The organism is Streptomyces sp. NPDC005925 (genome assembly GCF_040638805.1).
Lineage (GTDB): Bacteria > Actinomycetota > Actinomycetes > Streptomycetales > Streptomycetaceae > Streptomyces.
Map to the genome: position 1 here is coordinate 146828 of NZ_JBEXVL010000008.1, position 26771 is coordinate 173598.

At 71.4% G+C, this 26771-nt stretch carries 20 protein-coding genes; 3 read left to right on the plus strand and 17 right to left on the minus strand.

Annotation, left to right across the window (positions count from 1 at the left end):
- Window position 1: 1 nt before the first annotated feature.
- The 4 genes from ABZ354_RS13220 to ABZ354_RS13235 form a co-directional block, all read right to left on the minus strand.
- A complete protein-coding gene (locus ABZ354_RS13220) occupies window positions 2–1363 on the minus strand; it encodes an ABC transporter permease subunit (protein ID WP_358656081.1) in 1362 nt (453 codons plus the stop codon).
- A gap of 6 nt (window positions 1364–1369) precedes the next feature.
- Complete coding sequence (locus ABZ354_RS13225; protein WP_358656083.1) at window positions 1370–2698, minus strand: extracellular solute-binding protein; 1329 nt, start codon at window positions 2696–2698, stop codon at window positions 1370–1372.
- Between the two features lie 45 nt (window positions 2699–2743).
- Window positions 2744–4366 carry a glycoside hydrolase family 13 protein gene (locus tag ABZ354_RS13230; RefSeq protein ID WP_358656225.1) on the minus strand — a complete coding sequence of 541 codons (1623 nt, stop codon included), beginning with the start codon at window positions 4364–4366 and terminating at the stop codon, window positions 2744–2746.
- A 204-nt stretch (window positions 4367–4570) separates the two neighbouring features.
- Window positions 4571–5836, minus strand: coding sequence for an ABC transporter substrate-binding protein (locus ABZ354_RS13235; RefSeq protein WP_358656085.1), 1266 nt, complete (start codon window positions 5834–5836; stop codon window positions 4571–4573).
- A gap of 122 nt (window positions 5837–5958) precedes the next feature.
- Here ABZ354_RS13235 and ABZ354_RS13240 point away from each other — a divergent pair, with 122 nt between their 5' ends.
- The 3 genes from ABZ354_RS13240 (at window position 5959) to ABZ354_RS13250 (ending at window position 9788) form a co-directional block, all read left to right on the plus strand.
- The gene (locus tag ABZ354_RS13240; protein WP_358656087.1) at window positions 5959–6474 is read left to right on the plus strand and encodes a PadR family transcriptional regulator; all 516 of its coding nucleotides are present in this window, start codon (window positions 5959–5961) and stop codon (window positions 6472–6474) included.
- Window positions 6471–7220: an ABC transporter ATP-binding protein gene (locus ABZ354_RS13245; protein WP_358656089.1), complete on the plus strand. Its 750-nt coding sequence runs from the start codon at window positions 6471–6473 to the stop codon at window positions 7218–7220. Before ABZ354_RS13240 ends, ABZ354_RS13245 begins: the two co-directional genes overlap by 4 nt.
- A gap of 285 nt (window positions 7221–7505) precedes the next feature.
- Complete coding sequence (locus ABZ354_RS13250) at window positions 7506–9788, plus strand: ABC transporter permease (RefSeq protein WP_358656091.1); 2283 nt, start codon at window positions 7506–7508, stop codon at window positions 9786–9788.
- A gap of 99 nt (window positions 9789–9887) precedes the next feature.
- Here the strand turns inward: ABZ354_RS13250 and ABZ354_RS13255 are convergent, their stop codons facing one another.
- The 13 genes from ABZ354_RS13255 to uvrC all read right to left on the minus strand — a co-directional run bounded on the left by ABZ354_RS13255 (window position 9888) and on the right by uvrC (window position 26668).
- Entirely contained in the window at window positions 9888–10928 is a 1041-nt protein-coding gene (locus tag ABZ354_RS13255) for a hypothetical protein (protein ID WP_358656093.1), read from the minus strand.
- 90 nt (window positions 10929–11018) lie between these two features.
- The gene (pgi, locus tag ABZ354_RS13260) at window positions 11019–12671 is read right to left on the minus strand and encodes a glucose-6-phosphate isomerase (RefSeq protein ID WP_358656095.1); all 1653 of its coding nucleotides are present in this window, start codon (window positions 12669–12671) and stop codon (window positions 11019–11021) included.
- Between the two features lie 72 nt (window positions 12672–12743).
- A complete protein-coding gene (locus tag ABZ354_RS13265; protein WP_358656097.1) occupies window positions 12744–14024 on the minus strand; it encodes an MFS transporter in 1281 nt (426 codons plus the stop codon).
- 145 nt (window positions 14025–14169) lie between these two features.
- Window positions 14170–14505, minus strand: a complete 336-nt coding sequence (locus ABZ354_RS13270) for an RNA polymerase-binding protein RbpA (RefSeq protein ID WP_003976875.1) — start codon at window positions 14503–14505, stop codon at window positions 14170–14172.
- A gap of 199 nt (window positions 14506–14704) precedes the next feature.
- Window positions 14705–14935, minus strand: coding sequence for a preprotein translocase subunit SecG (gene secG / locus ABZ354_RS13275; protein WP_358656227.1), 231 nt, complete (start codon window positions 14933–14935; stop codon window positions 14705–14707).
- Window positions 14936–15049: 114 nt separating this feature from the next.
- Window positions 15050–15826, minus strand: a complete 777-nt coding sequence (gene tpiA, locus ABZ354_RS13280) for a triose-phosphate isomerase (protein WP_358656099.1) — start codon at window positions 15824–15826, stop codon at window positions 15050–15052.
- 5 nt (window positions 15827–15831) lie between these two features.
- The gene (locus tag ABZ354_RS13285; RefSeq protein WP_358656101.1) at window positions 15832–17043 is read right to left on the minus strand and encodes a phosphoglycerate kinase; all 1212 of its coding nucleotides are present in this window, start codon (window positions 17041–17043) and stop codon (window positions 15832–15834) included.
- A gap of 126 nt (window positions 17044–17169) precedes the next feature.
- Window positions 17170–18177: a type I glyceraldehyde-3-phosphate dehydrogenase gene (gene gap, locus ABZ354_RS13290; protein WP_358656103.1), complete on the minus strand. Its 1008-nt coding sequence runs from the start codon at window positions 18175–18177 to the stop codon at window positions 17170–17172.
- 223 nt (window positions 18178–18400) lie between these two features.
- Window positions 18401–21367, minus strand: a complete 2967-nt coding sequence (locus ABZ354_RS13295) for a M14 family zinc carboxypeptidase (protein WP_358656105.1) — start codon at window positions 21365–21367, stop codon at window positions 18401–18403.
- Between the two features lie 210 nt (window positions 21368–21577).
- Window positions 21578–22567 (minus strand): DNA-binding protein WhiA, encoded by a 990-nt coding sequence (whiA, locus tag ABZ354_RS13300; protein ID WP_358656107.1) that lies wholly within the window; start codon window positions 22565–22567, stop codon window positions 21578–21580.
- Window positions 22558–23673 carry a uridine diphosphate-N-acetylglucosamine-binding protein YvcK gene (yvcK, locus tag ABZ354_RS13305; protein WP_358656109.1) on the minus strand — a complete coding sequence of 372 codons (1116 nt, stop codon included), beginning with the start codon at window positions 23671–23673 and terminating at the stop codon, window positions 22558–22560. Before yvcK ends, whiA begins: the two co-directional genes overlap by 10 nt.
- On the minus strand, window positions 23670–24632 hold the full coding sequence (rapZ, locus tag ABZ354_RS13310; protein WP_358656111.1) for an RNase adapter RapZ: 963 nt from the start codon (window positions 24630–24632) through the stop codon (window positions 23670–23672). Before rapZ ends, yvcK begins: the two co-directional genes overlap by 4 nt.
- A complete protein-coding gene (gene uvrC / locus ABZ354_RS13315; protein WP_358656113.1) occupies window positions 24629–26668 on the minus strand; it encodes an excinuclease ABC subunit UvrC in 2040 nt (679 codons plus the stop codon). The genes rapZ and uvrC overlap by 4 nt, the downstream gene beginning before the upstream one ends.
- Window positions 26669–26771: the final 103 nt, after the last annotated feature.

The window sequence follows — 26771 nt, forward strand, 5'->3', positions numbered from 1 at the left end:
TTCATCGCTGACTCCTTCGGAAGCGCCGGACGTTGAACACCATGGCGGGCAGCACCAGCACCAGAAGCAGCACACCCAGCGCACTGCCGAGTCCCTGGTTGTTGCCGCCGCCGAAGGACACGAGCCACATCTGCGTCGCGAGTACGGTGGCGTCCTCCTGCACCGGTCCTGGGGCGATGATGTACACCAGGTCGAAGACCTTCATGACGTTGATCACGAGCGTCACAAAGACGACCGTAAGCACGGGGGCCAGCAGCGGTACGGTGATGCGCCGGAAGATCTGCCACTCGTTGGCTCCGTCCATGCGTGCCGCCTCGAGAGCGTCCCGGGGCAGCGTGGCCAGGCCCGCACCGATCAGTACCATCGCGAAGCCGGTCCAGATCCACAGGTACGCCCCGATGATCGCCGGGGTGACCAGTGTCGGCCCGAGCCAGGAGATGCCGTCGTACGGGGGTGCGAAGTTCTTCGCGGGCAGCTTCACCTCGTAGGAGCCGTCCGTCAGACCTGTGAAGCTGAAGGAGCCGTCGGACGCGGTCGTGGTGCCGGCGACCGTCTTGCCGTCGCGCACCGCCTCGACCTTCATCTCGGGCAGGCCGCTCTCGCGCCGGTCGACGCGGCCCTGCTCCCCTCCCCCACCGGGCGTGAAGTCCAGGTAGACCACACCGCGCAGTTCTTCCGCGCCGGCCTTGCGGGCGGCGGCGTCGTGGGCCGGCTGCGCACTGCCGGGCAGGTCGCCCGGCAGGACGCCGACCAGGCCCAGGTTGACCGTGTCGCCGGGCGACACGGCCGCCCCGGTGCGGTACGAGCCGTCCTTGTCCTTGACGATGCCCTGGCCGTCGCGGGCGCGGGCGGTCGGGTAGGACGAGGACTCCTCGAAGGCGTCGTGGACCGAGACCATGGCGGCGTTGAGCACGCCCTTGTCCGGGTCCTCCTCGTAGGCCAGCCGGAAGATGATGCCGGCGGCCAGGAAGGACACCGCCATCGGCAGGAACATCAGCAGCTTGAAGGCGGTCGCCCAGCGCACCTTCTCCACCAGCACGGCCAGGATCAGGCCGAGGCCGGTCAGCAGGGCCGGCGCCACCACCACCCAGATCGTGGTGTTCCGGATGGCCTTGAGCGTCGCCGGGTCCTGGAACATCTCGGTGTAGTTGTCGACACCGACGAACTTGTCCCCGGAGGCGTCGAAGACACTGCGCCCGAAGGAGAACAGCACCGGGTAGACGACCAGGGCGCCGAGCAGGAGGACCGCGGGGAACACGAACAGCAGGGCGACGATCCGCCCGCGGCGCCGCCTCTGCCGGGGGCTCGGCGCGGGGCCGGCCGCGCTGGGCGGCCCCGCTTCTTTCACCATGGTGGCGGTCATCTCAGGTCAGCTCCCGTACGCCTTGGCAGCCGCCTTCTCCAGCTCGGCCGCGGTGGCCTTGGGGTTCGACGGGTCGCGCAGGAAGTCCGCGAGGATCTTCCACTCGCCGGTGCCCTTGGTGCCGCCGAAGGCCGCCGGGGCCTGGTCGGACATGTCGAAGCGGACGGAGTCGGAGTTGCCGGCGTCGACGAGGGACTTGGCGGTCGCGCGGGTCACGTCGTCGCCGTAGGAGGCGAGGTCGAGGTTCTTGTTCGGGGAGATGTACCCGCCGATCTCGGCCCACACGGCGGAGGCCTCGGGGCTGGCCAGGTACTCCAGGAGCGCCATGCCGGCCTCGCTGTTCTTGCCGTCCTTCAGGACGACGGCCGCGTCGCCGCCGCTGACCACGGGGGCGTCACCGGAGCCGACCGGCGGGAACGGGAAGAAGTTGGCGTCCTCGCCGATCTTCTTGCCGAACTGGTCCTTGGCGACGCCCGCGACGAAGTCGCCCTCGTAGACCATGCCGGCCTCGGCCTTGGGGCCGAAGACCTTCTCCACCGAGCCGGGGAAGTCGGTGTTCAGGGCGCCCTTCTGGCCGCCGGCGATGAGCTGCTTGTCCTTGAAGAGCTTGCCGAGCGTGGTGAGCGCGTCGACGACGCTCTGGTCGGTCCACTTCAGCTTGTGGGCGGCGAGCGCGTCGTACTTGTCCGCGCCGGCCTGGGAGAGGTAGATGTTCTCGAACCAGTCGGTGAGCGTCCAGCCGTCCTGGCCGGCGACCGCGAAGGCGGAGAGACCGGAGTCGGAGACGGTCCGGCCGGCCTTGAGCATCTCGTCGTAGGTCTTCGGCGTCTCGACGCCGGCCTGTGCCAGGGCGTCGGGGCTGTACCAGACGGTCGACTTGTGCGCGGCCTTGAAGTAGAGGCCGTAGAGCTCGCCGTCGACGCTGCCGTAGTTCTTCCACACCGGCGCGAAGTTCTCGTCCACGGCCGTCTGCGTCTTCTTCGACAGCGGCTTCAGCCAGTCCTTCTTGGCGAACTGCTGGAGCACACCGACCTGCGGGACCATCACCACGTCGAAGGCGTTGCCACCCTCGATCTTGCTGCCGACGACGGTGGAGACGTTGTCACCGGTCGACGTGAACTGCGTCTTCGCGCCGGTCTTCTCGGTGAAGGCGTCGAGCACCTTCTGGAAGTTCTTCTGCTCCGAGCCGGACCAGACGCCGGCCACGCTGACGGTCTGGCCGCTGAGAGCCTTGTCGTCGCCGGTGGAGTCGTCGTCACCGCCGCCGCAGGCGGTCATGCCGAACGCCAGGGCTATGGCGGTGCAGCTCGCGAGAGTGGTACGTCGTCGCATCATCGTTGATGTCCCTTCGAGATGGGGTTGGCCGGGAAGTTGTGGGGCTCAGCCGTCGGTGAGCCACCAGGCGGCCGTCGAGCCGGGGAGGACCCCTGCGGGGCAGGGGCCGCTGGCAAGCAGGGGGGCGCCGGGGACCGGGGCCGGCGTGTCCGCCGTCCCGAAGTTCACGGCGCAGACGAGACCGTCGCCGCGGTCGAACGCCAGCACGCCGGGCGCGGACTCCAGCCAGCGCAGCGTGCCCTCGCCCAGCTGGGGCAGTGCGGCGCGCAGTTGCAGGCCGTCGCGGTACAGGTGCCAGAAGGAGCGGGTGTCGTCGAGCGCCCGGTCGGTGGTGTAGAGGGCGAAGTACTCCGGCTGCGGCAGCCACGGCTTGGCGCTGTGTGCCCCGGAGGTGAACCCGAACGGGGAGGCCTGCCCGGACCAGGGCAGCGGCACCCGGCATCCGTCGCGCACCCGGGAGCGGCTGCCCGTGCGGCGGAATATCGGGTCGGTGAGGACGTCGTCCGGCAGGTCGACGACCTCGGGCAGACCCAGCTCCTCGCCCTGGTAGATGTACGCGGCACCGGGCAGCGCCAGCATCAGCAGCGCGGCGGCGCGAGCCCGGGAGGCACCGAGGCCGCTGCCGTGCGGGTCGTGCTCGCCGTAGCGGGTGACGGTACGGACCTGGTCGTGGTTGTTGAGCACCCAGGTGACCGTGGAACCGGTGCCCGCGATGTCCTGCATCGCCTCGAAGATCACCTTGCGGAAGGCGTCGGCGTCCCAGGGCGCGCTGAGCAGGTCGAAGAAGAACGCCTGGTGGAGCTCGTCCGGACGGACGTACATGGCGTGCTCGCGGGCGGTGGGGACGGACACCTCGCCGACCAGCAGACGGTCGTGGCCGTCCTCGGCGGTGTACTCCTCGCAGATGGCCCGCCAGCGTCGCCACACGTCGTGCACCTCGGGCTGGTTCCAGGCGAGCGGGTTGACCGAGTCGCGGGTGCGCGCGTCGGCCTCCGGGTCGTCGGAGTCCGGCAGGTCGGGGTGCTTGTAGAGGCCGGCGGCGACGTCGATGCGGAAGCCGTCGACGCCCCGGTCGAGCCAGAACCGCAGGACGCGGTCGAACTCGACGGGCACCTCGGGGTGGCGCCAGTTCCAGTCGGGCTGTTCCGGCGTGAACATGTGGAGGTACCACTGGCCGGGCCTGCCGTCGGACTCGGTGACGCGGGTCCAGGCGGGCCCGCCGAACATGGCGTGCCAGTTGTTGGGCGGCTCGTCGCCGTCCGGGCCGCGGCCGTCGGCGAAGTGGAAGCGGGCGCGCTCCGGGCTGCCGGGCTCGGCCGCGAGGGCCGCCTGGAACCAGGAGTGCTCGCTGGAGCAGTGGTTCGGGACGATGTCGAGCAGGACGCGGATGCCGAGCCGGCGGGCCGCCGCCATCAGCCGGTCGAACTCGTCGAGGTCACCGAAGACGGGGTCGACACCGCAGTAGTGGGCGACGTCGTAGCCGTGGTCGTGCTGCGGCGAGGGGTAGAAAGGGCTCAGCCAGATGCCGTCCACGCCGAGCTTCTTGAGGTAGGGCAGTCCTGCCCGGACTCCGGCGAGGTCGCCGATGCCGTCACCGGTGCTGTCCAGAAAGCTGCGGACGTACACCTGGTAGATCACTGCGTCGCGCCACCAGCGGTGGGTGTCGATGCGCTTGAGACTCACCCCGTCGACCTGTCTGTGCGTGCGGGTTCATGCCGGACGTTATGCATTCATGTTAGGTAGGCGTCACGCGGGAGTGTCAATGAACTTGCGGATGCTACTGGCGAGTTGACCAGACAATATCCGGCCACATTCGGGCATCCCGCACTGAGTTGAGATGCGAGCGTTACCTAACAGGTAACTGTCACAGGTTTAGCGAGTGATCGCGGAGAGTTCACGCGCCAGACGGTGCACCGCTGTCCTCGGCGTGCCGTGTCCGGTCAGTGCGTCGTGCACGACCGCCTGCACCACCAGGGAGACTTGGTCGTAGCGCGAGCTCTTGGGCCGCGGCGCGGCGGCGAGCACGCTCTTGCGCAGCGTCGGCAGGTACGGGAAGCGCGCGATCAGCCCCGGATCCTCGTAGAGGTCGGCCCGCACGGGCGGCAGCGCGCCCCGCGTGAGCACCTGCCGCTGGACGCGCGCACTGGTGAGGTACGCGATGAGCCGCGCCGCCGAGTCGGGGTGCCGCGCGCGCGAGCTGACGGCGAGGTTGGAGCCGCCGAGGACACTGGTGCCCGGCCCGTCGGGCCCCGGCAGCGGTACGGCACCGACCTTGCCGGCGACCCGGGAACCCTCGGCGGAGGCGCCCACGTAGGCGTAGGGCCAGTTGCGCAGGAAGAGCAGCCGGCCGTCCTGGAAGGCCTGCTTGGACTCCTCCTCCTTGTACGTCAGCGCCCGCTCGGGGATCCAGCCCTCCCGGACGCCGCGCACGAGGAAGCCGATGCCGTCGCGGGCCGCCTGCGAGTCGACGGTGACGCGCTCGCCCTCGTCGCCGAGGATGGAACCGCCCGCCGAGTACACGGCCTCGGCGACGTTCACGGTCAGGCCCTCGTAGGGCAGCAGCTGGCCCGCGTAACCGTCGAGTCCGTGCTCCGGGGCGATCGTCTTCGCCGCCCGCTCCAGTTCGGCCCAGGTCCGCGGCGGCGGCACGCCCTCCTCGGCGAGGACGTCCTTGCGGTACAGGAGCAGTCCTGCGTTGGTCACGTACGGCACGGCGTACAGCTTGCCGTCATAAGTGGCCGTGGCGACCACCGGTGGCAGGAAGGTGTCGAGCGGGAAGCGCTCGCGCGGCAGCGGGCGGATCCATCCGGCCGCCGCGAACTCCGGGGTCCAGTTGACGTCGATGTTGAGGACGTCGAACCGGCTGCGCTCGCCGTCGCCCCGCAGATCGGTGGCCATCTGCGCGCGCGTCTCGTCGGCGGAGTCCGGCAGCTCGACGAGGGTGACGTGCTCGCCGGGGTGTGTCCGGTTCCAGCCCTCCAGCAGGGGGCCGAGATAGCCGGTGAGGTCTCCGGCGGTGGCCAGCGTGAGCGGCCCCCGCGCCTCCCCGGTGCCGGCCCGCGGCCCGGACGTCACGTAACCGGCCAGAACCACCGCGAGAGCCAGGAGGCACCTGCCGGCGGCGTGCGTCCACCGCATGGGTCCCTCCCCGATCACCGTCACCGGGCCTCTTCGCCCGCGGTCGATGGCCATGTATACCTGTTAGGTAATGGGCGATACTAGGGCCTGGAGCGTATACCGAAGACAGGAGGACAGCACGAGTGCGTCTGCCCCTCCTGGCACTCCTGGCACGCGGCCCGGCTCACGGTTACGAGCTCAAACAGGACCTTGAGCTACTGCTGGGCTCCGCGTACCCTCAGCCGAACGTCGGCCAGATCTACGTGACCCTCGGCCGCCTCGAGAAGTCCGGACTGATCGAGGGCGAGGACGTCCAGCAGGACGGCCGGCCCAACAAGAAGGTCTACCACCTCACCGACACCGGGCGTGAGGCGCTGCGCGCCTGGTTCGCGGAACCCGAGGACGAGCCGCGGGTGCGCGACGAGTTCTTCATGAAACTCGCCGTCGCCCCGCAGACCGGCCTCGCCGACCAGATCGCCCTCATCAACAGACAGCGGCGCCAGTACCTCAACACCATGCGCAGTCTGTCCAAACTGGCCGCGGCGGAGAGCCGGGAGAACCGCATCGCGCACCTGCTCATCGAGGGTGCGATGCTGCACCTGCAGGCCGACCTCGACTGGCTCGAGCGGTGTCAGGAAGAGCTGGAGGAGCTGGATTGAGCGACGGTTCCGCTCCCGTGCTGCGCGCCGAGGGCCTGGTCAAGACACACCGTGGCGAGGGCGCGCCCGCGCACGCCGTGCGCGGGGTCGACCTGAGCGTGCGGGCGGGCGAGTTCGTGGCGATCACCGGTCCGTCCGGCGCCGGCAAGTCGACGCTGCTGCATCTGCTCGGCGGCCTCCAGCGCCCCGACGCCGGCAGCGTCTGGCTGGACGGCGAGTGCACGGACGGCTACGGCGAGGCGCGCTGGGCCGTGGAGCGCAGGAAGCGCATCGGGATCGTCTTCCAGTTCTTCAACCTCGTCTCCAACCTGTCGGTCGCCGACAACGTGGAGCTGCCCGCGCTGCTCGCCGGCGTGCCGCCCAAGCAGGCCCGTGCCGAGCGTGAGCGGCTGCTGACCGAGCTGGGCCTGGCCGGCAAGGAGCGCGGCATGCCCGGCGAGCTGTCCGGCGGTGAGCAGCAGCGGGTCGCGCTGGCCCGCGCGCTGGTGAACCACCCGCCGCTGCTGCTGGCCGACGAGCCCGCGGGCAGCCTGGACAGCAAGGGCACCCGCGAGGTGATGCGGCTGCTGTCCCGGTTCCACCAGCGCGGTCAGACGATCCTGCTGGTCACCCACGACGCCCGGATGGCGAGCGCCGCCGACCGTGTCATCAGCTTCTTCGACGGCCGGATCGCCGACGACGCCGTCCTGGACGGCGCCCCGCCGCGCGGCGCCGGCATATCCGGGGTGCTGGAGCTCAAGGACTGATGCGGGGTGCGGGGCTGATGTGGCGGGGACGGGGTGCGGCACAGGCTCCGGTGCGGGATGCGGCACGGCCGGCGCACGGTGCACTGCCGCCGTCGTACGACGGTCGCTGCCGGGTGAGGCGCGGGCCTGGAGCGGTTTGCTGCCGCGCGCCCGGGGCAGCGGCGGGGGCGGGCCGCGGCCGGGTCTCCCGCTGCGGGCCGGGACCCGCGCGCCGCGCGGAGCACGGTGCCGGTCACGGCGCGTTCCGGGGCTGCCCCGTCCCGCGCGGGCCGGAGGGCTGAGCACGTGCGGGCCACCATGCGCTGGGCGCACTCCGATCTGCGCACGCACCGCGGCGAGGCGCTGTTCCTGGTGCTGGCCACCGCGGGCATCGTCACCTCCCTGCTGCTGGCCACGGCACTGTTCGGGTACGCCACCAACCCGTGGTCGCGGGTCTTCACGCAGTCCCGCGGTGCGCACGTGTGGCTGCACACCGCCGTGTCCGCCGATCCGGCCGCCCTGGCCGCGCTGGACGGCGTGGAATCCGTCGCCGGCCCCTACCCCACCGAGTCCACCGCCGTCACCGCCCGCGGCACCCGCGCCTCCGTCGAACTGCGCGGCACACCCGAGCTGCCCGAGGTCGGCCGCCCGCTGCTCAACGCCGGGCGCTGGCTGGACGCGGGGAACCCCGACGGGGTGGTGCTGGAGACCCGCGTGGCCCGCGCACTGCTGGCCGAGCCCGGCGACACGGTCCGCGTGCCAGGCTCGACCCGCACCCTGACCGTCCTCGGCGTCGCCGACAGCGCCGAGCGGCGCTACCGGCCGGGCGAGCGGCCCGGCGTCATCTGGACGCAGCCGTCCGTCGTGCCCGACCCGACCGGCCAGGCGATCGGACTGCGCCTGACCGACCCCCAGGACACGGACTACGCCGTGCAGCGCGCCGTGACCGTACTGGGCGCCGGCGCGATCGGGGAGGTCAGCACGTGGAAGCAGGCGCGGGCCGAGGCGCAGGGCGACAACCGGCTGCTGGGGCAGGTGCTCGGACTGTTCGGGCTGGGCGCGCTGGTCGCCGCCGGGCTGGCGGTGCACGGCGCGATCGGCACCCGTATCCGGGGCCATCTGCGGGACATCTCCGTGCTGAAGGCGATCGGCTTCACGCCCGGCCAGGTCGTCCGGGTGTTCCTGATCCAGCACATCGCCTACGCGCTGCTGGGCGCCGTGTCCGCCGCCGCGCTCGCCGAGGCGCTGGGCAGCCGCGTGCCGGGGCGGCTCGGGGACGCGGTGGGCGTGTGGCAGGGGCTGCCCGGCCACACCCTGGCGCTGGGGACGGTGCCGGTGGGCGCGGTGCTGTTCATCGGCGCGACGACCGGACTCGCGGCCTGGCGGGCGGGCCGGGTGCCGCCGGTGCCGCTGCCGAGGCCGGCCGCTTCGTCGGGCGGACGGCTGCCGGTGGCGGCGCGCCGGGCCCTCGGCACGGGGGTGCCGCCCGCGCTCGTCCTGGGATGCCACAAGGCGTTCTCACGCCGCCCGCGCTCGCTCGGCACGGTGGCGCGGCTCGCGCTGCCGCTGCTGCTGATCGTGGTGGCGATGAGCGCCTGGACCACCATCGACCGCTACAGCGACAACCCCGAGCGCATCGGCCTGCCCGCCGCGCTCACCGTCCACACCGACGCCCGGCTGAGCGACCGGGAGACCCGCTCCCTGCTGGAGCGCGATCCGCAGGTCGCCGCCGCGCATCCCGGTGTGGAGATGGCCGCGCTGGTCCCCGGTCAGACCGCCACGATCGCGCTGCGGGGCCTCGGCACCCGCGACAAGCCGTACCCGTACCCGATCGCCGAGGGCCGTGCCGCGCGCGGCTCCGACGAGGCCGTGGCCGGGCAGGGCCTGCTCGACCTGCTGAACGTGCGCGTCGGCGACTGGGTGCGGATGACCGTGGGCGACCAGCCGCAGATCCTGCACATCGTGGGCCGCAGCATCGAGGCGGAGAACGCCGGCCGCGTCATCTCCACCTCGCTGGACACTCTGCGTGAGAACGACCCGCAACTGCGTCCCACCCTGTACCAGATCCGGCTCGCGCCGGGCGCCGACCCGGATGCCGTGGCCGCCCGGATCACCTCGGAGGGCGCGGGCCACCTGGACGTGCACAGCGTGCCCAACCCGGCCGACGGGCTGTCCCCGCTGCGCGGCGTCGTCGTCGGGGTGATCGGCGTCCTCGCCCTCATCGGGCTCCTCGAGCTGCTGACCGCGATCGGCGGCACGGTGCGTGAGAGCGAGCGCGATCTGCTGGCGCTGAAGGCCATCGGCCTCACGCCGCGCCAGATCACCTCGATCACCGTCACCGCGACCGGCTGCACCGCTCTGTTCGCCGTCGTCGTCGCCACGGCCCTGGGGCTGCCCCTCGCCTACTGGCTGATCGACTACCAGGGCAGTTCCAGCGGCATCGGCGCCGGGATCGCGCAGTTGCCGTCCCCGCTGCTCCTGCTGCTGTTCGGCGCGGCGGCGGTACTGGGCGCCACCGCCCTCGCAGCCCTTCCCGCGGCCCGGGCCGCCCGCCGCCGCCTGGCGGACACCCTCAGCGCCGTGGCGTGAAACCGTTCCGCGGGACGTCCCCGGTGGCGGTGGCGGTGGCGGTGGCGGTGGCGGTGGCGGTGGCGGTGGCGGTGGCGGTGGCGGTGGCGGTGGCGGTGACTAACGGTCCCCGGCACCGGGCCCGTACGGGTTGCCCCCACCGGGTGAGTACGGGTTGCCGCCGCCGGGTGAGTACGGGTTGCCGCCGCCGGGTCCGTAGGGGTTCGGTCCGGTGGGCGGGTACGGGGGCCGGCCGGCGGGCGGGGGGCAGGGCGGGCGCCCGGCGCCCGGCACTCCCGGTCCCTGCGGGTAGCCGTACCTCCGGCCGTACGGGTCGGCCTGCGGCGGCACGGGGCCCGGCGGCGGGCCGACGGGCGGGGGCGTCGGAGGCATCGGGGGAACAGGGGGCGTGGGGGATGCGGGCGGCAGGATGGCCGGGTGGGCGCCCAGCCTGATGCCGTAGCGGTCCCTGAGCCGGTTGGCCTCCAGCAGGGCGATGCCCGTGACGGTGACCGGTGCGCCGAGGACGAAGACGACGCCCACGGTGAACCCGAGCCCGTGCAGGTCGCCCGTCAGGAGGTCGGGCAGGGCCATCAGCCACGAGGTGACGGTGGCGAGCAGCGGTGGCAGGCAGCGGTGCACACCCGCGGTGCCGAAGAAGTTCCCCGAGACGTGCACCGCGCCGCGGATCACGACGGCGGTGAGCCAGAACGCGACGGGGAACAGCAGCAGCGCGAACAGGCCGGTGCCTGCCGCGAACTGCCACACCAGCACCGTCCCGACGACTGTTCCCACGAACGCCAGCAGCAGCTTCAGCGAGTTGATCAGGGGCTGTCTCAACGCCCCCACCCGGCCACCGCGCCGCCACACATACAGCATCACGGCGACCGTCAGCGGTGTGATGAACAGCAGGACGGCGGAGGCGGTCAGCATGTTCTCCAGCAGCTCGTCGAAGGCGAGACCACCTTCGAGGAACGTGTACACACCGACCGCCGCGACCGTCCCGGCGATGAGCCGCGCACGCTTGAGCTGCTCCACCGCCGGGTCCAGCGCGTCCGGGATCCACGCCGGGTGGAACACGGCCCGCGCCACGTGCTTCGGCTTCCACGCCTCCCGCCCCGTCAGCGTGCCGCCCGTCCAACTTCCGTGCCCACCGGCCACGTTGGCCTCCCCCGAGACGTGGTTCTCACGATCGCCGGGAGTTTACGTGACCGGTACGACACGGCACCTGCCGAGGACTGCCCGACCGGCTCACCTCCGGCCGCGCAGCTCCCGGTACGTGGCGACCAGCGCCCGCGTGGACGCGTCGAGGCCCTCGACCCCGTCGCCCCCGGTGAGGGCGGGCTCGACGCGCCTGGCGAGGACCTTGCCGAGCTCGACGCCCCACTGGTCGAAGGAGTCGATGTCCCAGATCGCGCCCTGCACGAACACCTTGTGCTCGTACAGCGCGACGAGCTGCCCCAGCACGGACGGCGTGAGCTCACGCGCGAGGATCGTCGTCGTCGGGTGGTTGCCCTTGAACGTCTTGTGCGTGACCAGGTCCTCCGGCACGCCGTCGGCCCGCACCTCGTCGGGCGGCCTGCCGAAGGCCAGGGCCTGCGTCTGGGCGAAGAAGTTGGCCATCAGCAGGTCGTGCTGCGCCTTGAGCGTGTCGCTCAGCTCGGCGACCGGCTCGGCGAAGCCGATGAAGTCGGCCGGGATCAGCTTTGTGCCCTGGTGGATCAGCTGGTAGTAGGCGTGCTGCCCGTTGGTGCCCGGCGTGCCCCACACGACCGGACCGGTCTCCCACTCGACCTCGCGCCCCTGCCGGTCCACGGACTTGCCGTTGGACTCCATGTCGAGCTGCTGGAGGTAGGCGGTGAACCTGGACAGGTAGTGGCTGTAGGGCAGCACCGCGTGCGACTGGGCGCCCATGAAGTTGCCGTACCAGACGCCCAGCAGGCCCAGCAGCAGCGGCACGTTGGACTCGGCGGGCGCGGTGCGGAAGTGCTCGTCCACGAGCCGGAAGCCGTCGAGCATCTCCCGGAAGTTGTCCGGACCGACGGCGATCATCAGCGACAGGCCGATCGCCGAGTCGTACGAGTAGCGTCCGCCGACCCAGTCCCAGAACTCGAACATGTTCGCCGTGTCGATGCCGAAGCCGGCGACCTTCTCCGCGTTGGTCGACAGGGCGACGAAGTGCTTCGCCACGGCCTTGTCGTCGCCGAGGGCCGCGAGCAGCCAGGCGCGCGCGGAGGCTGCGTTGGTGACCGTCTCGATCGTGGTGAACGTCTTGGACGCCACGATGAACAGCGTCTCCGCCGGGTCGAGGTCGCGGACCGCCTCGTGCAGGTCGGCGCCGTCCACGTTCGACACGAAGCGGAACGTCAGGTCCCGCGCCGTGTACGCCCGCAGCACCTCGTACGCCATGGCCGGGCCGAGGTCGGAGCCGCCGATGCCGATGTTGACGACGTTCCTGATCCGCCGGCCGGTGTGGCCGGTCCACTCGCCCGAGCGGACCCGCTGCGCGAAGTCCGCCATCCGGTCCAGCACGGCGTGCACCTTCGGTACGACGTTCTCCCCGTCGGCCTCGATCACGGCGTCCGCCGGGGCGCGCAGCGCCGTGTGCAGCACGGCGCGGTCCTCGGTCGTGTTGATCCGCTCGCCGCGGAACATGGCGTCGCGCAGCCCGAACACATCGGTCGCCGCGGCCAGTTGGCGCAGCAGCCGCAGTGTCTCGTCGGTGACGAGGTGCTTGGAGTAGTCCACGTGGAGGTCGCCCACCCGGAGCGTGTACCCCGAGCCGCGGCCGGGCTCCGCGGCGAACAGCTCACGCAGGTGCGTCTCGCCGAACTCCTCGCGGTGCTCGGCGAGCGCGGTCCACTCGGGCATCTGATTGAGCCTGGTACGGCCGTCTGCGTTCATTTCGGACCTCAAGCCTCTTTTCTACCTGTCCCTGCTGCGTACCTTGCCCCGCTGCCGGTCCAACCTAATTGATCAGTGGGCGACGCGGCCCGTCGTCGGGGTGTCGTCCGGTCCGACGACAGGTGCGTCCCGCTCGCGCGCCGGTATCAGGCAGCCGACGGCGAGCACGAACAGGGCGGCGGCGAGCAGCGCGGGCCCGTTCGGACCGGCCTGCCCGGCGACGGCCCCGCCGAGCAGCGCTCCCAGCGGCGCTCCGGACGTGGAGGCGGTACGGAAGGCGGCGGCGACGCGGCCCAGCACGGCCCGGGGGCTGCGCTGCTGCACGAGGGTGGCCTGGTTGACGTTCCACACCATGCCCATCACGCCGAGCAGCGACATCGCCACGAGGAGCGCCCCGAGGTACCGCACGGTCCCCATGAGCAGCAGCGCCCCCGTCTGGACGCTTCCGGCGAGCAGCAGCGCGCGGATCCGCCCGACACGGTCGGCGGCACGCCGGGCGAGGAGGCCGCCCGCGATGCCGCCGGCCGCGTACGCCGTCGTCGCGGCCACGAACCCGGTGTTCCCGGCGTCCAGCCAGCGCGTCACATGCAGCACGAGGGTGGCGATCAGCGCGCCCATGCCGATGTTGCACAGGAGGGTGGCCGCGCACACCGCCCGCAGCGGGCGGTCGTCCCACAGGGTGCGCAGGCCGTCGCCTATGTCCGCACGCAGGGTGCTGCCCGCCGGCCTCGGCCCCCGCTCGGGCGGCACGATGCGCAGGGAGGCCACGAGGACGGCGGCCAGCAGATAGGTGGCGGCGTCGGCCGCGAACGGCACGGCGAGGCCGAGGGCGAGCAGCAGCGGCAGGACGGGCCCGGCGAGCAGGCCGCCCGCGAACTGCTGCCCGGTCATCAGCCGGGCGTTGGCGCTGCCCAGGGCGGCGGGGTCGACGAGGGAGGGCAGCAGGGCCGTGGCGGCGTTGTCGAAGAGGGTCTGGAGCGCCGTCAGCGAGAAGGCCAGGGCGAGGAGCAGCGGGATCGAGGCGTGTCCGAGGGCGACGGCGAGCGCGAAGCCCGCCACGAGCAGTCCGCGTGTCAGGTCCACGGCCCACATCGCGCGCCGCTGGTCCACCCGGTCCGCGACGGCGCCACCGAGCAGCCCGAACAGCAGCCAGGGCAGATATCCGCAGGCGGTGACGGAGGAGATGGCGAGCGGGTCGTCCGTGAGCCGCACGGCGATCAGGGGCAGCGCGGCCGTACGCAGCGCGTCACCAAAACGGGACAGCACGGCGGCGGTCCACAGCCGGCCGAACCCGCCCCGCCACGCCGGTGTGCGCGCGTCCGCCGCATCACTCCCCGCCTCGACCGTCGCCATCGCTCCCCCTCACGATTCGCCGATGCGCAAACCTAGAGGGCGGCACTGACAACGGGTCCCGGAGCGCGGCGGACCGACGGCCCGGGCCAGGGGCCCGATGCAGCTCCGGCCGGGCACCACACGGTGCCCGGCCGGATCCCCACGTCTAGATTTCGCCCCGCAGTTTGGCGAGCGCCTCGGCGAGGATGGCCTCGCCGTCCGCATCGCTGCGCCGCTCCCTCACATACGCCAGGTGCGTCTTGTAGGGCTCGGTGCGCGGCGGGTCCGGCGGGTTGTCCCGGTCCTGTCCGGCTGGGAAGCCGCAGCGTGGGCAGTCCCAGGTCTCGGGCACCTGCGCGTCGCTGGCGAAGCTCGGCTGCGTCTCGTGCCCGTTGGAGCACCAGAAGGAGATGCGCAGACGCGGCGCGGACTCGCCGCGCTCGGCCTCGCCCATCGGCCCCGCCCCGACCCGGCTTCCTCGGATCGCGTTGCCACTTGCCACGGTCGTAACTCCCTGCGTGATGGTGCCGCAAAGCGAGTCGGCGTTTCGCTTCACTGCGAGCGCCTCAGTCTACGTAAGGCCCAACGCGCGTCCAGTGGTGGGAGTTACAGCCCCCGCATCCAGACGCAAGCCCCATGATAGGCCGCGCTCAGTCGCGCGTACCCAACATGGGGCCATACGTACACAATGCGTGTACCGCTCAGTTGTTCGCCTTCATGAGCAGGCCGAGGACGAAGATGCACGCCGTCCACAGCAGACCGATCACGACGGTAATCCGGTCGAGGTTGCGCTCGGCGACTGAGGAGCCGCCGACGGAGGACTGCATGCCGCCACCGAACATGTCGGAGAGGCCGCCGCCCTTGCCCTTGTGCATCAGCACGAGCAGCATCAGCAGCAGGCTGAAGACGATCAGGGCGATCGAGAACCCCATAACCACGGCTGGACCAACTTCCTCGGAATCGGACGGACGACGGGGGCACGGCACGGCGGCCATGCCCCCGCAAGAGTACGACGGATCGTCGCTAGCGCATACTCACTGGTCGAGCTACTGGTCGCGGAAGCGCACGATCTTGACGAACTCGTCCGCGTCCAGCGACGCGCCGCCGACCAGGGCGCCGTCGATGTCGGCCTGCGCCATGATCTCCGCGACGTTGCCCGACTTCACGGAGCCGCCGTACTGGATGCGGACCTGGTCGGCCAGCTCCCGGGAGTACAGCTCGGCGAGCTTGCCGCGGATCGCGGCGCAGACCTCCTGGGCGTCCCCGGCGCCGCAGACCTTGCCGGTGCCGATGGCCCACACGGGCTCGTAGGCGATCACGACGGACTCGGCCTGCTCGGCCGGCAGGTCCTTCAGACCGCCCTCGACCTGGGCGAGGGTGTGGGCGACGTGGTTGCCCGCCTCGCGGACCTGCAGCTCCTCGCCGACGCACAGGATCGGGGTCAGACCGTGCTTGTAGGCGGCCTTGACCTTGGCGTTCACGACGTCGTCGGTCTCGTTGTGGTACTGGCGGCGCTCGGAGTGGCCGATCGCCACGAACGAGCACTTCAGCTTGGCCAGCATCGGGCCGGAGATCTCGCCGGTGTAGGCACCGCCGTCGTACGCGGAGATGTCCTGGGCTCCGTACTTGATCCTCAGCTTGTCGCCGTCGACCAGGGTCTGCACGGAGCGCAGGTCGGTGAAGGGGGCCAGGACGGCGACCTCGACGGCCTCGTAGTCCTTGTCGGCCAGGGCGAAGGCGAGTTTCTGGACGTGGGCGATGGCCTCGAGGTGGTTGAGGTTCATCTTCCAGTTGCCCGCCATCAGCGGCGTGCGCGTGCTCATGTGAGTCAGTCCTCCAGTGCGGCGAGGCCGGGGAGCGTCTTGCCCTCGAGGTATTCGAGGGAGGCGCCGCCGCCGGTCGAGATGTGGCCGAATGCGTTCTCGTCGAAGCCCAGGGTGCGCACGGCCGCGGCGGAGTCGCCGCCGCCGACCACGGTGAAGCCCGGGGAGTCGAGGAGGGCCTGGGCGACCGCCTTGGTGCCCTCGGCGTAGTCGGGGTGCTCGAAGACGCCCATGGGGCCGTTCCAGAAGACGGTCGCGGCGTCGGCGAGCTTCGAGGCGTACAGCGTGCGGGTCTCCGGGCCGATGTCCAGGCCCAGCTGGTCGGCGGGCATGGCGTCCGCGGCGACCGTGGTGGCCTTCGTGGGAGCCTTGGTCTTCAGGTCCGGGAACTCGGTGCCGACCACGACGTCGACCGGCAGGACCAGCTCGACGCCGTTCTTCCCGGCGCGCTCGATGTACTCGGTGACGGCCGGGAGCTGGTCCTCCTGAAGGAGGGAGGCGCCGACCTCGTAGCCCTTGGCCTTGAGGAAGGTGTAGACCATGCCGCCGCCGATGAGCAGCCGGTCGGCCTTGCCGAGCAGCTGGTCGATGACGGCGAGCTTGTCGGACACCTTGGAGCCGCCGAGCGCGACGACGTAGGGACGCCTGACGTCCTCGGTGAGCTTCTTCAGGACGCCGACCTCGGTGGCGATGAGGTGTCCGGCGTAGTGCGGCAGGCGGGCCGGCAGGTCGAAGACCGAGGCGTGCTTGCGGTGGACCGCGCCGAAGCCGTCGCCCACGTACACGTCGGCGAGGGCGGCGAGGCGGTCGGCGAAGGCGCCGCGCTCCGCGTCGTCCTTGCTGGTCTCACCGGCGTTGAAACGCAGGTTCTCGAGCACCGCGACGCGGCCGTCGGCGAGGCCGGCGACGGTGGATCCGGCGGACTCGCCGACCGTGTCGGTGGCGAACGCGACGTCCGCCGCGAGGAGCTCCCCGAGCCGGGCGGCGGCCGGGGCGAGGGAGAACGCCGCGTCCGGGGTTCCCTTGGGGCGGCCCAGGTGGGAGGCGACGACCACGCGGGCGCCCGCCTCGGCCAGTGCCCTGACGGTGGGCAGCACGGCGCGGATACGGCCGTCGTCGGTGATGGTGGTGCCGTCCAGTGGCACGTTCAGGTCGGCGCGGACGAATACGCGCCTGCCCGCGACGCCTTCCGCGAGAAGTTCGTCGATCGTCTTCATGAGGGTTGTCTCCTGAGAAGGGCTCGTGATCGAGGTGTGGCTCTGATCTGCACGTGAATCAGGGCTCGGACAATGCATGGTGCACTGTCCGAGCCCTGCTCACGCATCGAGGTGCCGGTCAGACGATCAGAGCTGACCGCCGACGAAGAGCGTCAGGTCGACGAGGCGGTTGGAGTAGCCCCACTCGTTGTCGTACCAGCCGAGGATCTTCACCGAGTTGCCCTCCTGGACCATGGTCAGGGAGGAGTCGAAGGTGCAGGACGCCGGGTCGCTGACGATGTCGGAGGAGACGATCGGGTCCTCGGTGTAGTACAGGATGCCCTTGAGTTCGCCGTCCGCGGCCTTCTTGAACGCGGCGTTGACCTCGTCCTTGGTGACCTCGCGCTGCAGCTGGACGACCAGGTCGGTGGCGGAGCCGGTGGGGACCGGGACGCGCATCGCGATGCCGTCCAGCTTGCCCTTGAGCTGCGGCAGGACCAGGGCGGTGGCCTTGGCGGCGCCGGTGGTGGTCGGGATGATGTTCTCGGCGGCGGCACGCGCGCGGCGCAGGTCCTTGTGCGGGAAGTCCAGGATGCGCTGGTCGTTCGTGTACGCGTGCACCGTGGTCATCAGACCCCGGACGATGCCGAAGTTCTCGTCCAGGACCTTCGCCATCGGCGCCACACAGTTGGTGGTGCAGGAGGCGTTGGAGATGACGTGGTGGTTCGCCGCGTCGTACTGGTCGTGGTTGACGCCCATCACGATGGTGATGTCCTCGTCCTTGGCCGGAGCCGAGATGAGGACCTTCTTGGCGCCGCCCGCGATGTGCTTCTCGGCGTCGGCCTTCTTGGTGAAGATGCCGGTCGACTCGATCACGATGTCGACGCCCAGCCGGCCCCACGGGATGTCGGCGGGGTTGCGCTCGGACAGCACCTTGATGGTGTGGCCGTCGACGGTGATGGTGTCCTCGGTGTGGGTCACTTCGGCCTTGAGCCGTCCGAGGATCGTGTCGTACTTCAGCAGGTGAGCGGTGGTCGCGGTGTCACCCAGGTCGTTGACAGCCACGATCTCGATGTCTGCACCCTGCTCCAGCAGCGCGCGGAAGTAGTTACGACCGATGCGGCCAAAGCCGTTGATGCCTACGCGGATCGTCACGAACCGATCTCCTCGTTGGTACGCCGGTTTCGAGACCGGCGAGCTGTATGGGATGTCCCCGACCGCCTACGACCCTACCTCTCCGGGGCCCGGGGGGTGACATTGAGCCGGTCCATACACCGCGCCGCGGTCCGTACCCACCAGTAGAGGTACGGACCGCGGCGACCACGGGGTCGTGTCACTCGTTTTCGCTGCACGGGGTCAATTCATCTTGACCGGAAGGTCACCCTTTCAGGGCAGTGAGCGCCTTGCCCACGAGGTTCCTCCGTCCGGTCGCGGAGGTGACGTGTTCCAGGCCGAAACCGAGGAGCACGGTGTCCCGCGTGGTGACGGCCGCGTGGGTGCGGAACAGTTCTCCGGTGCGGGTCCAGTCCTTCAGGACGGCGGGGCTGCCCGGAGGTGGTCCGGGGACCCGCCAGTCCCCCAGCGACGCCTCGAAGCCCTCGGTGCCGGTGGCCGTGCCGCCCAGGACGAGCGAGACCTCGTCGGCCAGGACGCCGTGGCCGCCGGTGCCGGGGTCGGTGACGTAGGCGAGGGAGACCTCGACCGTTGTGCCGGCGTACGCGCTGAGGTCGAAGTTCACCTGCTGCCAGCCGTCGGAGGCGCCGGTGAGGCTGTGCCACGCGCCGGAGGTGCCGGTGGCGGCGCAGCTGCCGTCGTTCAGGGTGAGGTAGTGCTCCAGCCAGGGGTGTTCGCCGAGGTAGAAGCCGCCCTCGCACTCGGCGGGCACGGTGGTGCCGGTGGCTCCGCCCGCCTCGGGCAGGGTCGTCCAGTCGTCGGCGCCCGCGGTGTGCGCCTCGACGATGGCGTTGTCGTAGCCGGGCTCGGTGTCCCACAGCAGACGGGTGCGGAGTGTGGGCCGGTCGGCCGCGGCGGTGCCGGTGAGGTCGATGGTGCGGGTGAGGCGCTTGTAGGCGTCGTCGGTGTGGACGGCGGCGGCCATCCAGGACCCGGCGTACGGCCCGTACGGGTTGACGGTGCCGGCGAACTGTCCCGCGCCCGCGCTCGCGAACTGCGGGTAGTCGGCCGCGGGCAGTTCGTCGGAGGTGACGCTGTAGGTGCCGGCCCGGTCGAGCGGGTTGCCGGGGGCGTCGCCGAGGGCCGCGGTGAAACCGTCGAGCTTCCCGGTGCCGGTGAAGCCGTCGGCGCCCGGCGTGGAGGTGCGGGTATAGGCGCCCAGGTAGTACTGGGCGAAGTCGTCCGACAGGGCTCCGGCACCGAGGTCGACGTTGCCGCCGGCCTGCTCACCGGCCTCGATCAGCTTGCCGCCCTCGTTGAGGAAGGCGCGCAGTTCGAGCTGGGTGGCGACGCCGGGGACGGCCGCGCCGGTGTGGTGGACGACCGTGTCGAAGTGGCTCAGCACGCCGAGCGCGTCGGGCGAGCCCCGCGTGGCGACGTCCCACACGACCGCGTCACGGCCGTTGGCCTTCAGGGCGTCGACGTACGTCTGCGCCTGCGCGGCGGGCGCACCCTCCTCGGCGACGACGAGGACGTCCGCGCGCGGGCGTTCGGCGACGGTGTACGTGAAGTGCTCACTGGAGACGTCCTTGCCGCCGCGCGTCCCGCCGGTGAACCAGACCTCGACCTTGTCGCCCGGGTTCCCGCCCCGCACCGTGGCGCGGTACGCGTCGAAGTGCAGGTTGTCCTCGCCGCCGAACCGCTCGCCGCCCTTCCAGGGCCTCAGCGCCATGTGCTGGACACGGCCGTTGTCGACGCGGTACTTGAGTTCCTTGTCGCGCACCGCCTTGCGTACGACGACGGAGACCTCCTGGTCGGCGCCGCGCGCGTACGAGGTGGTGAAGGACTCCGGGGTGAAGTCGGCGGCGGTCAGGCCCAGTGAGGACGCCGGGCGGTCGGGGTGGGCGGCGGTCTCGGCGACCGACAGCGCGAACGGGACGTTCTTCGCGAACTCCTGCTGGATCAGCTTCTCGTCGTCGGGGAACGTGAAGACCGAGCGGCAGTCGGCTGCGTTCCAGTCGTCGTCGGGATCGGCCTCCGACGCCGTCTGGCAGGTCGACATCTCGGGCGTGAACATCCCCATGCCGTTGACGTTGGCCGCGTGCCCGTCGGCCTCGCCGTTGGTGGTGTAGAGCTCCGAGGACAGCTGCGGGAGGTAGCCGGGGATCGCGGAGTTGCCGGGTGAGCCCGCCAGTGCCTTGTAGAGGACGTCGTCCGGGGTGGGCGTGGCGACCTGCCAGCCGACACCGTAGAGGAGGAGTTCGGCGGCGGAGTGGTAGTTGATGCCGTACGTGAAGCCGATCCGTTTCTCGAAGGCGTCCAGGGCCTTGGTCTCGGGCTCGGAGCCGGGGCCGGCGCCGCGGTAGGTCTGGCTGGTGGGGAGCGGGGACGAGCCCTCGTCGTCGTAGCCCCACTTGTAGGGGAAGTTGCGGTTGAGGTCGACGCCGTCGCCGGTCGTGATGGTGCCGTCGCCGTCGACGTCGCGCAGGTTCTTGCGCCACAGGCGGTTGTCGTCGCTGTCGAAGGTGTAGTCGTAGCCGTCGGGGTTGGCCGACAGCACGAACCACAGCTCCGTCGTGTCGACGATCCGCCGGATCCGCCTGTCCTTCTTGTAGGTGTCCAGGTAGTGGTGCATCAGGCGCCGGGTCATCTCCGGCGTGATCCACTCGCGCGCGTGCTGGTTGGACATGTACAGCACGGCGGGCTTCGAGCCGTCCGCGGATTTCCTGGCGCCCTTGGTGAGCTTCAGCGCCAGGATGTCCTGGCCCCTGAGGGTCTTGCCCAGGGAGACGACCTTCGTGAGGCCCGGGTTCTGCCGGGCCGTCCTGACGATCTCCTCCTTCAGGCCACCGCTGCCGCTGTACGGGCGGAACCCCCCCTCGGCCGCGGCCTGGAGGCGGGACTCCGCCCGGCCGGACAGGGTGTGCTCGGTGAGTTCGACGCCCTGCTTCCTGAGCTTCTCCGCCTGCCGGCCGGTGAGGTAGACCTCGACGGTTCCGGTGCCCCGGCCGGGGATCCGTTCGCCGAGTTCGTGGCCGTCCTGCCCGGCGGCCAGCAGCAGGGGCACCTGGCGTTGGGTGACGTCGGCGCGGAAGACCTTGACCTCGTCCGCGTCACCGGTGGACGGACTCGCGGGCTGTCGCTGTGGTTGTGCCTGGGCGACGGGTGCGATGCCCGCTCCGCCGAGCAGGAGCGCGCCGACAGCGAGGATCGATCTCGCTCTGTGTCTCATGAACCCCCCTAGGGCTGTCCGCCGCAGCGGCGAACTGAAGTCAGGCTCATGACACTCCATGATCCAGTCAATAGAGCGGCAATGACACGAAAAAGCCGGTACCGACCACCCGAGTGGGTGGTCGGTACCGGCGAAGTGCCGGCGCGTCAGGCCATCGCAAGACGGCGCTGACGGGGCGTCGGCCGACCGGCCGGCAGCGCTGCCGGGGCGTCAGCCCACCAGGTTGTCGGCGAGTTCGTCGCTGAGGTTGGCGTCCGTGCCCGGGATGCCGAGGTCTGAGGCCCGCTTGTCGGCCATGGCCAGCAGGCGGCGGATACGGCCGGCGACCGCGTCCTTGGTGAGCGGCGGGTCGGCGAGCGCGCCCAGCTCCTCCAGGGAGGCCTGCTTGTGATCCATGCGCAGCCGCCCGGCCGCGGCGAGGTGCTCGGGCACGTCGTCGCCGAGGATCTCCAGCGCGCGCTGCACGCGGGCGCCGGCGGCGACGGCCGCGCGGGCGGAACGGCGCAGGTTGGCGTCGTCGAAGTTGGCGAGGCGGTTGGCGGTGGCCCGGACCTCGCGGCGCATCCGGCGCTCCTCCCAGGCCAGCACCGACTCGTGGGCGCCCAGCCGGGTGAGCAGGGCGCCGATCGCGTCGCCGTCGCGGACCACCACGCGGTCCACGCCGCGGACCTCGCGGGCCTTGGCGGCGATCGACAGCCTGCGGGCGGCGCCGACGAGAGCGAGCGCGGCTTCGGGGCCCGGGCAGGTCACCTCCAGGGAGGAGGAGCGGCCGGGCTCGGTGAGCGAGCCGTGCGCCAGGAACGCCCCGCGCCAGGCCGCCTCGGCGTCGCAGGTGGCCCCCGAGACCACCTGCGGGGGCAGCCCGCGGATCGGCCGGCCGCGGCCGTCGACCAGACCGGTCTGCCGGGCCAGCTGGTCGCCGCCCGCGACGACCCGTACGACGTAGCGCGAGCCGCGGCGCAGCCCGCCCGGTGCCATCACGATCAGCTCGGAGCTGTGACCGAAGATCTCCAGGATGTCCCGCTTGAGACGGCGGGCCGCCATCGCGGTGTCCAGCTCCGCCTCGATCACGATGCGCCCGCTCACCAGGTGGAGGCCGCCGGCGAACCGCAGGAGGGCGGAGACCTCCGCCTTTCTGCAGCAGGTCCGGGTGACGGGGAGCCGGGAAATCTCATCCTTCACCGCTGCCGTCATCGCCATGGGCCGATCCTTCCATGCATCCGAAAAATACGGTCGTACGCGGCTGCCAACAGCTCCGGGTCGTGCCGCGGAGTCCCGTCGGTCCGGGCCACCGGCGCCAGCTCGACCGCGGCACCGAGCCGTTTGGCGGCATCGGTCATCGCATCGCGGTCGGGCACGGCGGCCTCGTCGGCCAGCACCACGTCCAGGGCGAGTTTAGGGGCGTGTCGTCCCAAAACCTCCAAATGACGCTGCGGGGAGAAGCCCTCGGTTTCCCCGGGTTGCGGCGCGAGGTTCAAGGAGAGCACCCGGCGGGCCTTGGTCTGCGTGAGCGCGTCCAGGAGGTCCGGGACCAGCAGGTGCGGGATGACGGAGGAGAACCAGGAGCCGGGGCCGAGCACCACCCAGTCGGCGTCCAGGACCGCCTGGACGGCCTCGGGCACGGCCGGCGGGTCGTGCGGCACCAGGTGCACCGACTGCACCTCGCCCGGGGTGAGAGCGACGGTGGCCTGGCCGAGGACGGTGTCGATGTCCTCCGGGCGGGCCGGGTCGTGCCCCCTGACCAAGGCCTGCAGCTCCAGCGGCACGGCGGACATGGGCAGCACCCGCCCGTGCGCGCCGAGCAGCCTGCCGACCAGGTCGAGCGCCTGGACGTGGTCGCCGAGCTGTTCCCACAGGGCGACGATCAGGAGGTTGCCGACCGCGTGGTCGTGCAGGTCGCCGCGGGACTGGAAGCGGTGCTGGATGACGCGGGACCAGGTCTGGCCCCAGTCGTCGTCGCCGCACAGCGCGGCCAGCGCCTTGCGCAGGTCGCCGGGCGGCAGCACGCCCAGTTCGTCGCGCAACCGTCCGCTGGAGCCCCCGTCGTCGGCGACGGTGACGACGGCGGTGAGGTCGCCGGTGATGCGGCGGAGCGCGGCGAGCGAGGCGGACAGGCCCAGGCCGCCGCCGAGGGCGACGACCTTGGGCTGCGCTCCCCGGCGTCGCGGCCGGGCACCCCGGGCCTCGGCGGGCCGGGAGGCACGGGTCGCGGCGGATCCGGCGCCCCGCGGGTCGGCGAACCGGCCGCCGCGTCCCTCGGGCAGCGCCTGGCGCAGCCGGCTCAGCCGCGGTGTACGTCCCGTCATTCGCGTCCCATGTCCCGGTGCACGACCACCGTCTCCACGCCCTCGGCCGCCAGCCGGGCGGCGAGCTTCTCCGACATCGCGACCGAGCGGTGCTTGCCGCCCGTACAGCCGACGGCGATGGTCACGTAGCGCTTGCCCTCCCGACGGTAGCCCGCGGCGATCAGCTGCAGCAGTTCGGCGTACCGGTCGAGGAACTCCTTGGCGCCGGGCTGGTTGAAGACGTACGCCGCGACCTCCTCGTGCACGCCGGTGTAGGGCCGCAGCTCCGGGACCCAGTGCGGGTTCGGCAGGAACCGCATGTCCACGACGAGGTCGGCGTCGACCGGGAGGCCGTACTTGAAGCCGAAGGACATGACGGTGGCCCGCAGCTCGGGCTCCTCCTCGCCGGCGAACTGGGCGTCCATCTTCGCGCGCAGCTCGTGGACGTTGAGGCTGGAGGTGTCGATGACCAGGTCGGCGTCGCCGCGCAGCTCGCGCAGCAGCTCGCGCTCGGCGGCGATGCCGTCCACGATGCGGCCGTCGCCCTGGAGCGGATGCGGGCGGCGCACCGACTCGAAGCGGCGCACGAGGGCGTCGTCGGAGGACTCCAGGAAGACGATGCGCCGGGTGACGCCCTTGGTGTCGAGGTCGGCGAGGGACTGGCGGAGGTTGTCGAAGAAGCGCCGGCCCCGGACGTCGACGACGACCGCGATCCGGGCGACGTTGCCCTGCGAGCGGGCACCGAGCTCCACCATGGTGGGGATCAGCGCGGGCGGCAGGTTGTCGACGACGAACCAGCCGAGGTCCTCCAGGCACTTCGCGGCCGTCGACCGGCCGGCTCCGGACATGCCGGAGATGATCACCAGCTCGGGGATGGCCACCTCGGGGGCGCCGCCCGCCGTGTCCTTGCCCGTCTGGGACCCGTCGTCCTGACCTGCTTCTTCATGGAGCGTGTCCTGCTGTGTGTCGTGCTCGGTCATGTCTCCTGCCCCCGTCGATCGTCCGGGACTCCCGCTGTCACGGGTTCCCCGGGGAAACCCGCCGTCGTCCCGGGTTCCCCGTCTTCCTCGTCTTCCATGATCTCTCCGGTCGCCGTGTTCACGGCGGGCGCGGCCGGTGCGGCCCGTACCAGCGCCGCGGCGACCGTCTCCGCGGTTTTGCGGCCTATGCCGGGGACCTCGCAGATCTGGTCGATTGTCGCCGACCGGAGCTTCTTCACCGAACCGAAGTGCTTGATCAGCGCCTTCTTGCGGGTCTCACCGAGACCCGGTACGTCGTCCAGCGGCGTGGCCCGGATCCGCTTGGCTCGCTTGCTGCGCTGGTAGGAGAGGGCGAAGCGGTGCGCCTCGTCGCGCACGCGCTGCAGCAGGTAGAGGCCCTCGCTGGTGCGGGGCAGGATCACCGGGTCGTCCTCGCGCGGGAGCCAGACCTCCTCCAGCCGCTTGGCGAGGCCGCACACCGCGATGTCGTCGATGCCCAGCTCGTCCAGGGCCCGCTGGGCGGCGCGGACCTGCGGCTGACCGCCGTCGACGACGACGAGCTGCGGCGGATAGGCGAACCGCTTGGGGCGGCCGTCGTCCTCCTTGAGCTCCTCCTCCGTCCACTCCCCGGTGCGCTCCTTGTCTGCGAGGTAGCGCCGGAAGCGGCGGCTGAGCACCTCGTGCATGGACCGCACGTCGTCCTGGCCGTCGAAGCCCTTGATCTGGAAGCGCCGGTACTCGCTCTTGCGGGCCAGGCCGTCCTCGAAGACGACCATGGAGGCGACCACGTCGTCGCCCTGGAGGTGGGAGATGTCGTAGCACTCGACGCGCAGCGGCGCACTGTCCAGGCCGAGTGCCTCGGCGATCTCCTCCAGTGCGCGCGAGCGCGTGGTGAGGTCGGAGGCGCGCTTGGTCTTGTGCAGGACGAGCGCCTGTTGCGCGTTGCGCTGCACGGTCTCCATGAGGGCCTTCTTGTCGCCGCGCTGCGGGATGCGCAGCGACACGTTCGCCCCGCGGCGGACGGTCAGCCACTGCTGGACCGGCCCCACGGGGTCCGGCAGGGCCGGGACCAGCACCTCCTTCGGTACGGCGTCCCCGGTCTCCTCGCCGTACAACTGCTGGAGGGCGTGCTCGACGAGGGCGGCGGTGGTGATCTCCTCGACCTTGTCGGTGACCCAGCCGCGCTGGCCGCGCACGCGCCCGCCCCGCACGTGGAAGATCTGGAGGGCGGCTTCGAGCTCGTCCTCGGCGACGGCGATCAGGTCGGCGTCGGTCGCGTCGGCGAGCACGACCGCGTTCTTCTCCATGGCCTTCTTCAGGGCCTCGATGTCGTCGCGGAGGCGGGCGGCCCGCTCGTACTCCATGTCCTCGGCCGCCAGCGTCATCCGCTTCTCCAGGCGGCGCAGGTACGTGCCCGTGCGGCCGGCCATGAAGTCGCAGAACTCGTCGGCTAGTTCGCGGTGCTCCTCGGGAGAGACACGGTCCACGCAGGGCGCGGAGCACTTGCCGATGTAGCCGAGCAGGCAGGGGCGGCCGGTGCGGGCGGCGTTCTTGAACACCCCGGCCGAGCAGGTGCGCACCGGGAACACCCTCAGCAGCAGGTCCACGGTGTCGCGGATCGCCCACGCGTGCGCGTACGGCCCGAAGTAGCGCACGCCCTTCTTCTTGTGGCCGCGCATGACCTGCACGCGCGGGAACTCCTCGCCGATCGTCACCGCGAGGTAGGGGTAACTCTTGTCGTCGCGGTACTTGACGTTGAAACGGGGGTCGTACTCCTTGATCCAGGAGTACTCCAGCTGGAGGGCCTCGACCTCCGTGGACACCACCGTCCACTCCACGGACGCGGCCGTGGTCACCATGGAGCGGGTCCGCGGGTGCAGGTTCGCCAGGTCCTGGAAGTAGCTGGCCAGGCGCTGACGCAGGCTTTTCGCCTTTCCGACGTAGATCACCCGGCGGTGCTCGTCACGGAACCTGTACACCCCGGGGGTGTCGGGGATGTCTCCCGGCCTGGGGCGGTAGCTGGAGGGGTCGGCCATGTCTCACACCCTACTGGCGGGCACCGACACTCCGATGTGATCCGGAGCCGGGGCCGCCGCCGGTTCCCGCACGCCGACGGGACCGTACGGCCGGTGGCGCGGG